This is a genomic window from Teichococcus rhizosphaerae (assembly GCF_002631185.1).
Lineage (GTDB): Bacteria > Pseudomonadota > Alphaproteobacteria > Acetobacterales > Acetobacteraceae > Pseudoroseomonas > Pseudoroseomonas rhizosphaerae.
Genome location: NZ_PDNU01000010.1, coordinates 183,773 through 198,851, shown reverse-complemented (window position 1 = coordinate 198,851; position 15,079 = coordinate 183,773). Strand labels below are relative to the sequence as shown.

Below are 15,079 nucleotides of genomic sequence, written 5' to 3'. Positions count from 1 at the left end.
GCACGGCCTGCCGCCCGGGGCGCTGGAGCTGGAGCTGACCGAGAACATCGCGCTGCGCCAGGACAGGGTGGAGATGCTGGCGCCGCTGCGGCAGCTGCGCGCCTGGGGCGTGGGCATCGCCTTCGACGATTTCGGGACCGGCTACGCCTCCCTGACCACGCTGCAGAGCTTTCCCGTGACGCGGCTGAAGATCGACCGCAGCTTCATCTCCGGCCTGCCGCAGGACGCGCATGACGCGGCCATCGTCGAGGCGGTGCTGGAGCTGGCGCGGCGGTTCGGGCTGGAGGTGGTGGCGGAGGGCGTGGAAAGCGCGGCGCAGGAGGCCTTCCTCGCCGCGCGCGGCTGCGGCGAGGGGCAGGGCTACCTCTATGGCCGGCCGATGCCGGGGGCGGCGTTCCTGGCGGCGGCGCAGGCAGGGGCCGCCCCTGGGAGTACAGCCCCTGGGAGGACAGCGCCGGACAGGACAGAGCTGGGGCCGGGCGGGGCCTGAGCGCGGCGCCGCCCGCCCCCCTCGCGCCGGCGGGAGGGGAGGGGGCGGCGGCGGCGTCAGGCCGTGAACAGCGGGGCGAGGTTGCGGCGGATGCGCTCCAGCACCGGCGTTTCCTCCGCGGGCAGGGCGAAGCGCTGGCCGGTGATGGTCTCGAAGGCCTGGATGTAGACGGCGGCGGTGTCCAGGATCAGCGTCTCGGGGATCTCGGGAATCGGGTCGCGATAGGGGTCGCAGCGCGCGGCCACCCAGTTGCGCACGAAGTCCTTGTCGAAGCTCTCGGGCTTGCCGCCGGCGGCGAGGCGCGCCTCGTGGCTGTCGGCCTTCCAGTAGCGGCTGCTGTCGGGGGTGTGGATCTCGTCGGCGAGGACGATGTTGCCCTCGGCGTCGGTGCCGAACTCGTACTTGGTGTCGGCCAGGATCAGGCCGCGCGCCGCCGCCATCTCCTGCCCGCGCGCGAAGAGGGCCAGGGCATAGTGGCTGAGCCGCTCCCATTGCGCGGGCGTCAGCAGCCGGCGCTCCAGGATCTCGGCCGGGGTCAGCGGCTCGTCATGGCCGCCGTCGAAGGCCTTGCTGGTCGGCGTGATGACGGGCGCGGGCAGCTTCTGGTTGTCGCGCATGCCGTCCGGCAGGCGGATGCCGTACATCTCCCGCTGCCCGGCCTTGTAGAGCGTCAGGATGGAGGTGCCGGTGGTGCCGGCGAGGTAGCCGCGCACCACGATCTCCACCGGCAGGATCTCCAGCCGCCGGCCGATCACCACGTTCGGGTCCGGGTATTCCAGCACGTGGTTGGGGCAGATGTCGCGCGTCGCCTCGAACCAGTGGCGCGCCGTCTGCGTCAGCACCTGGCCCTTGAAGGGGACGGCGCAGAGGATGCGGTCGAAGGCGCTCAGCCGGTCGGTCGCGATGATGACGCGGCGCCCGTCGGGCAGGTCGTAATTGTCCCGCACCTTGCCGGCATAGTGGTTGGGAAGCTCGGGAATGGTGGCGTCCCGGAGCAGGTGCTGCGCATGCGGGCGAAGGGCGAGGGCGTCCATGAACTCTCTGCTCGGTTGGCGGCTCCCCGGGGCGTGGCGCCGCCGGGGCCGCGGGGGGCGGCGCAGACTAGCCGCTCCGTGCCCGCCTGTCAGGTCACGCCCCCTCCTGGTGGCCTCCCCCCTGGTGGCCCGCCTGGCCGCCGCGCCCGGCCGCGGCGCCTTCCCGCGCCACCTCCCAGAACTGGCGGGCCGGCAGGCGCGGCAGCTCCCGCCGGCGGACCAGGTAGAGGCGGATCGACCCCTCGGGCAGCGCCAGGGGGCGGATGGCGCGGCCCGTCCGCCGCGCCGCCTCGGCCGAGGTCCAGCCGAACTGGGCGATGATCACCTCCGGCTCCAGCGATTGCCGCATGTGCCGGAAGTCCAGGATGTCCGGCAGCTGCACCAGCCGCGCCCCGAGCCCCGCCAGCGGCTCGAAGAGCTGCCGGAACAGCTCGGGGTTCAGGCCGCGCGTGAACACCGCCACCTTCCGCCCGCGCAGCGCCCGCGGCTGGATGACGGGCTCCGCCGCCAGCGCGTCGCCCGCGTCGAGGAGCAGGTTCTGGCCGGTCTCGCACACCGTCACCGCCTCCAGCGCCCCCGGCGGCGTAAGGCCGACCACGAGCGCCAGGTCCAGCACGCCCTGGCGCAGCCGGTCCACCAGCACCGGCGTCCAGCCGACGTCCAGCTCCACCGTGACGCCCGGCCAGCGGGCGCGGAACGCCTCGATGAGCTGGTTCTGGCGCGGGACGTAGAGGCCATAGGGCGGCGTGCCGACCCGCACGCGGCTGGCGCCGCCGCGCAGCGTGGCCGCCTCCTCCTCGATGCCCCGCACGGCGGCCAGCAGCGGCGCGGTGCGGGCCAGCAGGAGGCGCCCCGCCTCCGTCAGCTCCACCCGCCGCGTGTTGCGGATAAACAGCGGCACGCCGAGCTGCGCCTCGAGCTGGCGGATGCGGGTCGAGAGCCAGGGCTGCGCGACGCCGAGGCGGGCGGCCGCGCGGACAAAGGACAGTTCCTCCGCCACCATCGCGAAATGCAGCACCAGCCGGATGTCCAGGGCCAAGCCCGCCCGCCCTCCCGCATTCGATTGAGACGATTTTCTTCACAATAGGCCAGTCTGCGTATTGGACAAGCGGCCACCCCATCCGCTTGCATCACAGCCGGCGGATCCCGGCCCCGGCCGGCGCCCGCCCAAGCAGAGGAGGACGACCATGGAGCGACCTGGGACACATCTCGGGGTGCATCCGGGGGAACAGCCGCGCCCGCGCTTCCGCCGGGGCCGCCTGTCCCGGCCGGGTGCCCGGTCCCGCCGGCTGCGGCAGGGGGGGCGCTGAGATGCCGGCCACGCACAAGGTCGCCATCATCGGCGCGGGCTTCGGCGGGCTCGGCATGGGCATGCGGCTGCGCGAGGCGGGCGAGAACTCCTTCGTCATCCTGGAGAAGGAGGCGCGGCTGGGCGGCACCTGGCGCGACAACGCCTATCCCGGCGCCGCCTGCGACGTCCCCTCGCACCTCTATTCCTTCACCGACGAGCCGAACCCCGACTGGTCGCACGTCTTCGCGCCCCAGGCCGAGATCCTCTCCTACATGGAGCGGCTGGCGGAACGGCGCGGGCTGCTGCCGCACCTGCGCTGCAACGCCGAGGTGACGGGCGCGGCCTGGGACGACGAGGCGCAGCTCTGGCGCGTTTCCGTGGCGGGCGGCGAGACGGTGACGGCGCGCATCCTGATCCCCGCCTGGGGCCAGCTGAACCGGCCCAGCTATCCGCGCATCGAGGGGCTGGAGAGCTTCGCCGGCCCCGCCTTCCATTCGGCGCGCTGGCGGGAGGACGTGGCGCTCGCCGGCAGGCGCGTCGGCTGCATCGGCAGCGCCGCCAGCGCCGTGCAGCTCGTCCCGCCCGTGGCGGAGGAGGCGGCGCACCTCACCGTGTTCCAGCGCTCGCCCAACTGGATCGCGCCGCGCATGAACCGCGCCTATGCGGAGGAGGAGCTGGCCGCCTGGCGCGCCGACCCCGCCCTGCTGCGCGCCAGCCGCGAGGCGATGTTCACCGAGCGCGACGACCGCTTCGCCAAGGTGCAGCTCGGCACGCACCTGGCCGAGGAGGTGCGCGCCGTGGCCCTGGCGCATCTGGAGGCGCAGGTGCCCGACCCGGCGCTGCGCGCGAAGCTGACGCCGGACTACCCGGTGGGCTGCCGCCGCATCCTCGTCTCGGACGACTACTACCCGGCGCTGATGCGGCCCGATGTCGAGCTGGTGACGGAGCGCATCGCCCGCATCGTGCCGGAAGGCGTGGTGACGGCCGACGGCGCGCTGCACCGCTGCGACGTGCTGGTCCACGCCACCGGCTTCGAGACGCATTCCTTCCTGGGCGCCAACGACATCACCGGGCGCGGCGGGCAGTCCCTGCGCGCGCGCTGGGAGAAGGGGGCGGAAGCCTATCTCGGCATGACCGTGCCGGGCTTCCCCAACATGTTCTTCCTCTACGGCCCCAACACCAATCTCGGCCACAACTCCATCCTGATGATGCTGGAGGCGCAGTTCCGCTACATCCTGCAGGCCATGGAGATCCTGGAGGCGGAGGGCGCCGCGGCGCTCGACCTGCGCCCCGCCGCGCTGACGCGCTTCAGCACCGAGCTGCAGCGGGCGCTGGAAGGCGCCGCGTGGAGCGGCGGCTGCACCAGCTGGTACAAGACGGCCGAGGGCCGCATCGTCAACAACTGGTCCGGCACGGTGGCCGCCTACCAGGACCGCACCGCCCGCCTCGCGCGGGAGGATTACGAGACGCTGGTGCCGCAGCGCCAGGCCGTGGCCGCCGCCCCGGCCTGAGGGCCGGCATCGCGCGCAAGGGAGGACAACAAGAATGACCATTCAGCGTCGCCAGTTCATCGCCGGCGCGGCCGCCACGGCCGCCGCCGGCCTCGCGCCCCGCGCCGGGCGCGCCCAGGGCAAGACCCCGATCCGCCTCGGGGTGCTGGGCGATTTCTCCGGCCCCTACCGGCATCTCTCCGGCCCCACCAACGTCGCCTGCGTGCGGCAGGCGGTGCAGGAATCCGGGCTGATCGAGCGCGGCATCCCGGTGGAGGTGGTGCAGGCCGACCACCTGCAGCGCGCCGACACCGGCTCGGCCATCTCCCGCGAATGGTTCGACCGGGGCGGCGTGGATGTCGTGCTGGAGCTGAACAACTCCTCCATCGCGCTCGCCGTGAACAACATCGTGCACGAGAAGGACAAGATCCAGCTCAACACCGGCGGCGCCACGACGGAGCTGACCGGCGCGCAGTGCACGCCCAACACCATCCACTGGACCTACGACACCTACATGCTCGCCCGCTCCTCGGGCGTTGCGACGGTGCGCTCGGGCGGCGACAGCTTCTTCTTCATCACCGCCGACATGGCCTTCGGCCACCAGATGGAGCGCGACCTGACGCGCTTCATCGAGGAGGGCAATGGCAAGGTGCTGGGCAAGGTGCGCTATCCCTTCCCCGGCACCAACGACTTCTCCTCCTTCCTGCTCCAGGCGGCGGCGAGCCGCGCCAAGGTGGTGGCCTTCCTGGCCGCCGGCGCGGACTTCATCAACTGCGTCAAGCAGGCCAACGAGTTCGGCCTGAACCGGCGCGGCCAGAAGCTGCTGGGCGTCGTCTCCTTCGTCAACGACATCCACACGCTGGGCCTCGACACGGCGCAGGGCCTGCTGATGACGGAAAGCTTCTACTGGGACCTGAACGACCGCACCCGCGCCTTCACCAGGCGCATCCTGCCCAAGACGCCGGACAACTACCCGAACCAGTGCCAGGCCGGCGCCTATTCGGCGGCGCTGCACTACCTCAAGGCGGTGGGCGAGGTGGGGCACGAGCGCGCCAAGGGCTCGGGCCGCGAGATGGTGGAGCTGATGAAGCGCATGCCGACCGACGACGACGTGTTCGGCCCCGGCAGCATCCGCGCCGACGGGCGCAAGCTGCACGACGTCCACCTGTTCGAGGTGAAGAAGCCCGCGGAATCGCGCGGCGCCTGGGACTACCTCAAGCTCGTTCGCACCACCCCCGCGGCCGAGGCCTTCCGCCCGATCGCCGAGGGCGGCTGCCCGCTGGTGGCCAAGGGCTGACGGCGCGCGCGCCGCTCGAGACGAACCGGAGAAGGAAGCCCCATGCCGCTTGACCCTGGCGCGCAGCGTGTCCTCGACCTGATGCGGGAAACCGGCCGGCCGCCGATGCACAGCCTGGCGCCGGCGGAGGCGCGGGCCGTCTTCACCGGCTCGCGCGCCGTGCTGCAGCCGGAGCCCGCGCCCGTGGCGCTCGTGGAGGACCTGACCTGTCCCGGCCCGGCGGGAGAGATCCGGCTGCGGCACTATCGCGGCCAGGGCACGGGGACAGGGGGCACAGAGACAGGGGGCACGGGGGCGGGGGCCGCGCTGCCCTGCCTGCTCTACCTGCATGGCGGCGGCTGGGTGGTGGGCGACCTCGACAGCCACGACCAGCCCTGCCGCGCCCTGGCCAACCTCACCGGCGCCAGCGTCATCGCGGTGGATTACCGGCTGGCGCCGGAGCACCCCTTCCCCGCCGCCGTGGAGGACGCGGCGGCGGCGCTGCGCTTCGTCCACGCCGAGGCGGGGCGGCTCGGGATCGACCCCGCCCGCATCGCGGTGGGCGGCGACAGCGCGGGCGGCAACCTCGCCGCCGTGCTCTGCCTGATGGCACGCGACGGCACGCTGCCCGCCCCCGGCTTCCAGCTCCTGCTCTACCCGGTGACGGATCTGGGCGCCAACACCGCCTCCTACGGGCGCGTCACCGAGGGCTACCCGCTCACCGCCACCACCATGCGCTGGTTCATCGACCACTACGTCGCCGAGCCCGCGCAGCGGCATGACTGGCGCGCCTCGCCGCTGCGCGCGGCCAGCCTCGCGGGCGTGGCGCCGGCCTTTGTCAGCACGGCGGGGCACGACCCGCTGGCCGATGAGGGCATCGCCTATGCGCGGCGGCTGGACCGGGAAGGGGTGCGGGTCGCGCATCTGCACCTGGCCGACCAGATGCACGGATACCTGACCATGGGCCGCTTCATCCCCGCCGCCGCGCTGACGCTGCGCCAGGCGGCGGCGGCGCTGCGGACGCATTGGGGGATGGACCAGGACTAGAGCAGATCCCGATCAGATGGAAGCATCTGATCGGGTGAAGATGCTCGCAAAAACAGAAGGCTGGAGCAGTGGACGTGAGCCAAGGCGAACGGAAACGGCTCTGGCGCGCCGCCCCCGGCGGCTCCCCCGGTGGCTCCCCGGCGGTCCCCCGGATGGGGAGCCGCCGGGGGGGGGAGTCACTCGGCGGGGGCGGGCCGCGGCGCCGCCTCGCCCCGTTCCGAGCCGCGCCGGGCGCGGAACAGCCGCAGCACCACCACGAAGAACAGCGGCACGAAGAACACCGCCAGCACCGTGCCCGTCACCACACCGCCGATCACGCCCGTGCCGATGGCGGTGCGGCCGCCGGCGCCCGCCCCGGTGGAGATGGCCAGCGGCACCACGCCCAGCACGAAGGCGAGCGAGGTCATCAGGATCGGCCGCAGCCGCTCGCCGGCCGCGTGCAGGGCGGCGTCGAGCAGGCTCTCGCCCTTCTCGAAGTGCTCCTTGGCGAACTCCACGATCAGGATCGCGTTCTTGGCCGAGAGGCCGATGGTGGTGAGCAGGCCCACCTGGAAGTACACGTCGTTCGACATGCCGCGCAGCAGCGTCGCCGCCACGGCGCCCAGCACGCCGAGCGGCACCACCAGCATCACCGAGGCCGGGATCGCCCAGCTCTCATACAGCGCGGCCAGGCACAGGAAGACCACGACCATCGAGATGGCGTAGAGCGCGAAGGCCTGGGAGCCCGCCGCCCGCTCCTCGTAGGACAGGCCGGTCCAGGCGATGCCGATGCCCTGCGGCAGCGCGGCCGCGATCCGCTCCATCTCGGCCATGGCGTCGCCCGTGGTGAAGCCGGGTGCCGCGTTGCCCTGGATCTCGATGGAGCCGATGCCGTTGAACCGCGCGAGGCGGGGCGCGCCCAGCTCCCATTCCGCCGAGGAGAAGGCGGAGAAGGGCACCATGCCGCCCTGGCCGTTGCGGACATACCAGCGCGAGAGGTCGTCGGGCTGCATGCGGGAGGATGCCTCGCCCTGCATGTAGATGCGCTTGACCCGGCCGCGGTCCACGAAGTCGCCGGCATAGGCGGTGCCGAAGGCGGCGGAGAGGGTGCTGTTCACCTGGGCGATGGTGAGGCCGAGGGCGCTGGCGCGCTCCCAGTCGATCTCGAGGCGGTATTGCGGCTCGGCGTTCTGCTCGTTGGCGCGCACATTGCTGACCACCTGGCTTTCCGCCGCCGCCTGCAGCAGCTGGTCGCGCGCGGCCACCAGCGCCTCGCGGCCGAGCGCGCCGTTGTCCAGGAGCTGCATGTTGAAGCCGCTGGCATTGCCCAGCTCCGACACCGCCGGCGGCGCGAAGCCGAAGATCATCGCGTCGGGGTAGCGGGCGAAGCGGGCCGAGACGCGGCGCGCCAGGGCCTGCACCGACTGGTGCGGCTCGCCGCGCACCGACCAGTCCTTCAGCCGGATGAAGGTCAGGGCGACGTTCTGGCCGCGGCCGCTGAAGTTGAAGCCGGTGACGCCCATCACGGTCTCCACCACGTCCTTCTCCTCGGTCAGGAGGTAGTGGATCAGGTCGTCGAGGGCGCGCTGGGTGCGCTCCACCGTGGCGCCGGGCGGGCCCACGACCTGGGCGTACATCACGCCCTGGTCCTCCTCCGGCAGGAAGGAGGTGGGCAGGCGCGCGTAGAGCACGCCCATGCCGATGGCGAGCGCCGCGTAGATCGCCAGGAAGCGGGCGGGGCGGCGCGCGATCAGGCCCACGCCGCGGACATAGCCGCGGCTGGTGCGGTCGAAGTTGCGGTTGAACCAGCCGAAGAAGCCGCGCCTCTCGCCATGCTTCGGGCGGCGCAGGAGGGTGGCGCAGAGGGCGGGGGTGAAGACCAGCGCCACCAGCACCGAGAGCGTCATGGCGGTGATGATGGTCAGCGAGAACTGCCGGTAGATGACGCCCGCCGAGCCGCCGAAGAAGAACATCGGCAGGAACACGGCCGAGAGCACCAGCCCGATGCCCACCAGCGCGCCCGAGATCTGGTCCATCGAGACGCGCGTGGCTTCCAGCGGCGAGAGGCCGTCCTGCTCCATGACGCGCTCGACGTTCTCGACCACCACGATGGCGTCGTCCACCAGCAGGCCGATGGCGAGCACCATGGCGAACATGGTCAGCGTGTTGACCGAGTAGCCGGCGATGGAGAGCACGGCGAAGGTGCCCAGCAGCACCACGGGGATCGCCAGCGTCGGGATCAGCGTGGCCCGCAGGTTCTGCAGGAAGAGGAACATCACCACGAAGACGAGGACCATCGCCTCGACCAGCGCCTTGATGACCTCGTTGATCGAGATCTCGACGAAGGGGGAGGTGTCCAGCGGGTAGAACACCTCGACATTGGGCGGCAGGGTGGGGCGGAGGGATTCGATCGTGGCGCGCACCGCCGCGGCCGTGTCCACTGCGTTGGCGCCGGGCGCGAGCTGCACCGCGATGCCGGCGGAGGGGCGGCCGTTCAGCACGCTGCTGACGCCGTAGCTCTCCGCCCCGAGCTCGACCCGCGCCACGTCGCGCAGCCGCACCTGGGAGCCGTCCTCCTTCACCTTGAGCAGGATCGCGCCGAACTCCTCGGGGGTGCGGAGGTAGGAGGGGCCGATCAGCGTGGCGTTGAGCCGCTGCCCCGGCACGGCGGGGCGCGCGCCGAGCTCGCCCGAGGCCACCTGCACGTTCTGCGCGGCGAGGGCGGCCGAGATGTCGGGCGGCATCAGCCCGAAGGCGACCAGCCGGTCCGGGTCGAGCCAGACGCGCATCGCGTATTGCGAGCCGAACAGGTTGAAGTCGCCGACGCCCTGGGTGCGCGACAGCGGGTCCTGCACGGTGGAGCCGATGTAGTCGGCCAGGTCGTTGCTGGTCAGCCGGCCGTCGGTGGAGACGAAGGCCGCGGCCATCAGGTAGGAGGTGGCCGACTTCACCACCCGCACGCCCTGCTGCTGCACCGCCTGCGGCAGCCGCGACAGGGAGGGCGAGATCTTGTTCTGCACCTGCACCTGCGCGATGTCGGGGTCGGTGCCCTGGGCGAAGGTGAGGGTGATCTGGGCCGAGCCGTCGCGGTTGCTCTGCGAGGTGAAGTACTGCAGCCCGTCCAGCCCGTTGAGCTGCTGCTCGATGATCTGCACCACGGTGTTCTGCACCGTCTGGGCCGAGGCGCCGGGATAGGTCGCGCGGATCGAGATGGTGGGTGGGGCGATGGTGGGGTACTGCGCCACGGGCAGGCCGCGCAGCGCGATCACGCCGACCAGCATGATGCCGATGGCGATGACCCAGGCGAAGACGGGGCGGTCGATGAAGAAGCGCGCCATGCCCGCTCAGCCCCGCGCCCGCATCGCCGCCAGGGCCGGGCCGCCGCCCTGCTCCAGCTCCTGGCGGGTGATCTCGCGCACCTCCGGCTTCACCCCCTCCCGCACGCGCTGCGCGCCCTGGACCACCACCCGCTCCCCGGCCGCGAGGCCGGCGGAGACGAGCCACTGGCTGCCGACCGCCCGCTCCGTCTCGACCACGCGCTGGCGCACCACGCCCTGCTCGTCCACCACCAGCGCCGTGGCCTCGCCGCGCGTGTTGCGGGTGACGGCCTGCTGCGGCACCAGCAGCGCCTCCCGCGCCGTGCCCGCCTCGAGCCGCGCCCGCACGAACAGGCCGGGCAGCAGCATGCCCTCGGGGTTGGGGAAGACGGCGCGCAGCGTGACGGCGCCGGTGTCGCGGTCCACCGTCGCCTCGGCGAATTGCAGCCGGCCGGGGAGCGGGTATTCGGAGCCGTCGCCCAGCGTCAGGCGCACCTCCACCGCATCCTCGCCCTCCCGCTGCAGCCGCCCGGCCTGGATCTCCCGCCGCAGCCGCAGCAGCGCCTCGGCCGGCTGGGTGACGTCCACCAGGATGGGGTCGAGCTGGGTGACGGTCAGCAGCTCCGTCGCCTGGCTGGCCGTGACCAGCGCGCCGACGGTGAGGTTGGAGCGGCTGGTGCGCCCGGCGATGGGCGAGGTGATGCGCGTGCGGTCGAGGTCGATGCGCGCGGCCTGGACCGCGGCCCTGGCCGCCGCCACCTCGGCCTCGGCCTGCGCCTGGGCCGCGACCGCCTTGTCGTAGGACATGCGGCTGACGGCGTTCTGCCCGACCAGCGGGCGGTAGCGGCTGGTGGTGGCGCGCGCGTCCTGCAGCATGGCCTCGGCGCGCGCCTGGCTGGCCTCGGCGCTGGCCAGGGCGGCGCGGTAGGGGGCGGGATCGATCTGGTAGAGGGGCTGCCCGGCCTCCACCGCCATGCCCTCGCGGAACAGCTTCTCCTGCAGCAACCCGCTCACCTGCGGGCGGATCTCGGCCACCTGGTAGGCGGCGGTGCGGCCGGGCAGGGTGGTGCGGATCGGCACGCTTTCCGGCTGGAGGCGGATGACCGAGACGGGCGGCGGCGCGGCGGGGCGCGCGGCCTGCACCTCGTCCTTGCAGGCGGCGAGAAGGGGAAGCAGCAGGAGCAGCGGCAGCGGCAGGGCCGGCCACGGACGCGGGCGGGCAGAAGGAGGCTTCGGCTGGGGCATCTCGGCTGTCCTGCGGCAGGGGCGGTCTGGAAATCCGCGGATTTCCGGCTAACCTGGAAACTCGGTAGTTTCCGCATGGGCGTCAAGGTGATACCGCGTTGCAGCAAAATGACGGAATGCGACATTCCGTGACAGGCCGCCGGCCCTCCTGCGCCCCGCCGGCCGATGCGGAGGCGATGCGCGCGCGCATCTTCGCGGCGGCGGAGGCCGCCTTCTCGGCGGAGGGCTTCCATGTCGCCACCATGGACGGCATCGCCCGCCGCGCCGGCTGCTCCAAGAAGACCATCTACAAGCTGTTCGGCTCCAAGGAGGATCTTTTCCTCGGCCTGCTCGACCGTTCCAAGGAGGCGGTGCACCGCATCCGGATCGACCGCGCCAAGGAGCCCGAGGCGGCGCTGGCCGAGTTCCTCGAGGAAAGCAGCCGCGTGATCCTGAGCCCCGGCGCCGTTTCCCAGCGGCGGATGATCATGGCCGAATACACCCACAGCCCGGCGCTGCTGGCGGCGGCGGAGCGGCGGGGCACGGGCACGGCGCGGCTGGCGCTGGAGGCCTATCTGGCGGAGCTGGAGCGCGGCGGCGGCCATGAGATCGGCGATGCGCGGGAGGCGGCGCAGATGCTCATGGGCATGGCGCTCGGCGCCTTCCACCACCGGCTGCTGCTGGGCGTCATCCCCGCCCCCCCGGCGGAGGCGGTGCGGCGGCGCATCGCCCGGGCGGTGCGGATCTACCTGCGCGGGACGCGGCGGGAGGCGGCCGCCGCCTGAGGCGCGCCCCGCGCGGGGCAGGGCGGGGCGGAGCGTGGCATGGCCGGGGGCAGCTCACCGCCGGCAGGATATATCATATCTTGCGCGGGCGCATCGATCCCGTAGGATGGCGCGGGAACCGGCCAGAACGGCGGAGAAAACCGCCCCCGGCACACAGGAGGCGTCCATGCCCTATCCGAGCCCCACGCGCCGCCGCCTTCTCGCGACGGGCGCCCTCGCCCTGCCGGCGCTGCTGTCGGCGCCGCGCCCCGCCCGGGCGGCGGGGTCGCTCACGGTGATGCTGGAATCCGAGGTGGTGGTCCTCGACCCCCACGCCACCACGGCGGCCATCACCCGCAGCTTCGGCTACCATGTGTTCGACACGCTGTTCTCCCAGGATTCGCGCGGCACGGTGCGGCCGCAGATGGCGGAGGGCCACACCGTCTCGGCCGACGGGCTGGACTGGCGCTTCACCCTGCGCGAGGGCCTGGCCTTCCATGACGGCGCGCCGGTGACGGCGGCCGACTGCGTCGCCTCGCTGAAGCGCTGGGCGGTGCGCGACAGCCTCGGGCGCATGCTGCTCGCGGCGGCGCGGGAGATGCGGGCCGAGGACGCCCGCAGCTTCTCCATCGCGCTCAGGGAGCCCTTTCCCCTGATGCTGGAGGTGCTGGGCAAGCCCAACGCGCCCGTGCCCTTCATCATGCCGGCCCGCATCCTGCCCGAGGGCGATGCGCGCATCACCGAGATCACCGGCTCCGGCCCCTTCACCTTCGTGCGCGAGCAGTGGCGCACGGGCGACCGCATGGTGCTGCGGCGCAACGCGCGCTACGTCCCGCGCGCCGAGCCCGCGGACTTCCTGGCCGGCGGCAAGGTGGTGAAGATCGACGAGCTGGTGCTCAAGACCATGCCCGACGACACCACCGGGGTGAACGCCCTGACCGTGGGCGAGATCGACTACATGCAGTACCTGCCCTTCGACTTCCTGGAGATCCTCGGCCGCAACCGCGACGTGCGGCTGATGGAGCTGAAGGGCATCGACATGTTCCAGGGCAATTTCCGCCTCAACCACGCGAGCGGCCCCTTCGCCGACCCGGCCGTGCGGAAGGTGATGTGGAAGCTCGTGGACCAGAAGGAGATCCTGGGCGCCATCGGCATCCCCCAGCGCTTCCGGGTGGAGAGCTGCCCCTCCTTCTGGATGTGCGACGCGCCGCTGGAAACGGCGGCCGGGTCGGAGGTGGCGCGCTTCGACCTCGCGGCGGCGAAGGCGGAGCTGGCGCGCACCGGCTACAGGGGCGAGCCGGTGGTGATGCTGGAGGTGTCCGGCTCCATCTCGCAGACCGCCGGGCACGTGCTGGCCGAGAACATGAAGAAGGCCGGCTTCACCGTGGACGAGCAGGTGATGGACTGGGGCACGGTGCTGGCGCGCCGCGCGAAGCCCGACGGGTGGAGCCTGTTCCCGGTCTATGCCAACGGCGTGGACATGGTCTCGCCGCTGAACCACTTCTACGTGGCCAACAACTGCTCGGACTATCCCGGCCGGAGCTGCGACCCGCGCATCACCACCCTGCTGCGGGACTTCGCGCGCGCGCCCGACCTGGCCACGCGCCGCGACGTGGCCGAGCGCATCCAGCGCGCCGCCTATGAGCTGGTGCCGAGCGTGATGTGGGGTCAGTTCTCCCGCCCCGCCGGCTACCGCGCGCGGCTGCGGAACATGATCCAGTCGAGCTTTCCGCTGTTCTGGCAGGTGGAGGTCTGAGCGCCTGCCCCTGGGGGCGCGCTCCGGGGGCGCGCTCCGCCTGCCGGGGGCCGCGCGCGGGCGGCGCGGGACCGGCGCCGCCGCCCGCCCCTACCGTCCGGCCACCGCGCGGAAGCCCGCCTCCGCCGCCTCCAGGGCGCGGTCGATCTCCGCCTCCCCGTGCGCGCAGGAGAGGAACATGTTGTGGCGGGGGTGGAAATAGGCGCCGTGCCGCAGCGCCGTGGCGCAGAACAGGTCGCCCTTGGCCCATTCGGGGTCGTCGTCGAAGATCATCAGCGGCATCTGCACCGGGCCGGTCTGGCGGACGGGCAGGCGGTACCGGCGGGACAGGGCGTCGAGCCCCGCGCGGAGGCGCTCGCCCATGGCGCGCATATGCGCGGGCCCGTCGATGCGGAGAAGCTCGCCGATGGTGGCGACGGCCGCGGCCATGGGCACGGCGCCGCACCAGAAGGAGCCGGTGGTGTAGACCTCCGTCGCGGCCTGGCGGAAGCGCTCCCGCCCCGTGACGGCGGCAAGCGGGTGGCCGTTGGCGATGGCCTTGCTGAAGGCGGACAGGTCCGGCCGCACCCCGAGCGGCTCCCAGGAGCCGGCGAGGTCGATGCGGAAGCCCGCGCGCACGTCGTCCAGGATCAGGGCGGCGCCCGTGGCGTCGCACAGGGCGCGCAGGTGGCGCGCGAATTCCGGCGTGGGCATCTCCTGGTGGCGGCCGAAATCGTGGCGGAAGGCGGTGACGATCACCGCCGCCAGGTCGCCCTTCGCGGCCTCCGCGGCGGCATCGAGGCTGTTCGTGTCGTTGTAGTCGAAGGCCACGAGATGCGCCCGGTCCTCGGCCGTGACGCCGGCCAGGGAGGGCGAGCACCAGGGGACGGCGCCATGGTAGGAGCCGCGCGCGACCAGCACCTTGCGCCGGCCCGTCCCGGCGCGGGCGATGGTGACGCAGGCCGTGGTCGCGTCCGTGCCGTTCTTGGCGAACAGCGCCCAGTCGGCATGGGCGACGGTGTCCACCAGCAGCTCGGCCAGCACCACCAGCACGGGCGCGGGGCCGTTCATGCAGTCGCCCTGCTCGGCCTGGCGGCGGGCGGCGGCCTCGACGGCGGGGTGGCGGTGGCCGACGACCATGGGCCCCCAGGAGCACATGAAGTCGATGTATTCGCGCCCGTCGGCGTCGCGCAGCCGGCAGCCCTCGGCGGCGGTGAAGTATTGCGGGTAGCCCTCCGGCAGCCGGGCCGCGTTCAGGTGGCCCCAGAGCCCGCCGGGAATGACGGCCTGGGCGCGGGCGCGCAGCGCGGCGTCCGACGGTGTTCCGCCAGGGCTCCCGCCAAGGCTCCCACCGGATGTCCCTTGGGGCACCCCCTTGGGCGCCTCGGGGCGTAGGGCCTGCGACATGGACCGATCCTCGATTGCCGGATTC

Annotated in this window: 11 protein-coding genes; 6 read left to right on the top strand and 5 right to left on the bottom strand. The window is 72.7% G+C overall.

Features of this window, described 5'->3' with window-relative positions; genetic code table 11:
• Window positions 1-490, top strand: a 490-nt coding sequence (locus CR162_RS08565; protein ID WP_141563111.1) for an EAL domain-containing protein, incomplete at its 5' end; no start/stop codon positions are given.
• 56 nt (window positions 491-546) lie between these two features.
• On the opposite strand, the gene CR162_RS08560 is transcribed toward CR162_RS08565, so the two are convergent.
• Window positions 547-1,524: a phosphoribosylaminoimidazolesuccinocarboxamide synthase gene (locus tag CR162_RS08560; protein ID WP_099095117.1), complete on the bottom strand. Its 978-nt coding sequence runs from the start codon at window positions 1,522-1,524 to the stop codon at window positions 547-549.
• 94 nt (window positions 1,525-1,618) lie between these two features.
• Complete coding sequence (locus CR162_RS08555; RefSeq protein WP_099095116.1) at window positions 1,619-2,563, bottom strand: LysR family transcriptional regulator; 945 nt, start codon at window positions 2,561-2,563, stop codon at window positions 1,619-1,621.
• A 272-nt stretch (window positions 2,564-2,835) separates the two neighbouring features.
• Here CR162_RS08555 and CR162_RS08550 point away from each other — a divergent pair, with 272 nt between their 5' ends.
• The 3 genes from CR162_RS08550 to CR162_RS08540 are packed head-to-tail and all read left to right on the top strand — an operon-like array spanning window position 2,836 to window position 6,628.
• Window positions 2,836-4,326: a flavin-containing monooxygenase gene (locus CR162_RS08550; protein WP_099095115.1), complete on the top strand. Its 1,491-nt coding sequence runs from the start codon at window positions 2,836-2,838 to the stop codon at window positions 4,324-4,326.
• Window positions 4,327-4,360: 34 nt separating this feature from the next.
• A complete protein-coding gene (locus CR162_RS08545) occupies window positions 4,361-5,602 on the top strand; it encodes an ABC transporter substrate-binding protein (protein WP_099095114.1) in 1,242 nt (413 codons plus the stop codon).
• A gap of 42 nt (window positions 5,603-5,644) precedes the next feature.
• Window positions 5,645-6,628 (top strand): alpha/beta hydrolase, encoded by a 984-nt coding sequence (locus CR162_RS08540; protein WP_099095113.1) that lies wholly within the window; start codon window positions 5,645-5,647, stop codon window positions 6,626-6,628.
• A 176-nt stretch (window positions 6,629-6,804) separates the two neighbouring features.
• On the opposite strand, the gene CR162_RS08535 is transcribed toward CR162_RS08540, so the two are convergent.
• Together CR162_RS08535 and CR162_RS08530 are read right to left on the bottom strand one after the other, a co-directional pair.
• Window positions 6,805-9,945, bottom strand: a complete 3,141-nt coding sequence (locus tag CR162_RS08535; RefSeq protein WP_099095112.1) for an efflux RND transporter permease subunit — start codon at window positions 9,943-9,945, stop codon at window positions 6,805-6,807.
• A 6-nt stretch (window positions 9,946-9,951) separates the two neighbouring features.
• Complete coding sequence (locus tag CR162_RS08530) at window positions 9,952-11,169, bottom strand: efflux RND transporter periplasmic adaptor subunit (RefSeq protein WP_099095111.1); 1,218 nt, start codon at window positions 11,167-11,169, stop codon at window positions 9,952-9,954.
• A gap of 116 nt (window positions 11,170-11,285) precedes the next feature.
• On the opposite strand from CR162_RS08530, the gene CR162_RS08525 reads away from it, so the two are divergent.
• Window positions 11,286-11,933, top strand: a complete 648-nt coding sequence (locus CR162_RS08525; protein ID WP_099095110.1) for a TetR/AcrR family transcriptional regulator — start codon at window positions 11,286-11,288, stop codon at window positions 11,931-11,933.
• A 166-nt stretch (window positions 11,934-12,099) separates the two neighbouring features.
• Window positions 12,100-13,668: an ABC transporter substrate-binding protein gene (locus CR162_RS08520; protein ID WP_099095109.1), complete on the top strand. Its 1,569-nt coding sequence runs from the start codon at window positions 12,100-12,102 to the stop codon at window positions 13,666-13,668.
• Between the two features lie 90 nt (window positions 13,669-13,758).
• Here the strand turns inward: CR162_RS08520 and CR162_RS08515 are convergent, their stop codons facing one another.
• The gene (locus CR162_RS08515) at window positions 13,759-15,054 is read right to left on the bottom strand and encodes an aminotransferase class III-fold pyridoxal phosphate-dependent enzyme (protein ID WP_099095108.1); all 1,296 of its coding nucleotides are present in this window, start codon (window positions 15,052-15,054) and stop codon (window positions 13,759-13,761) included.
• Between the last annotated feature and the right edge of the window lie 25 nt (window positions 15,055-15,079).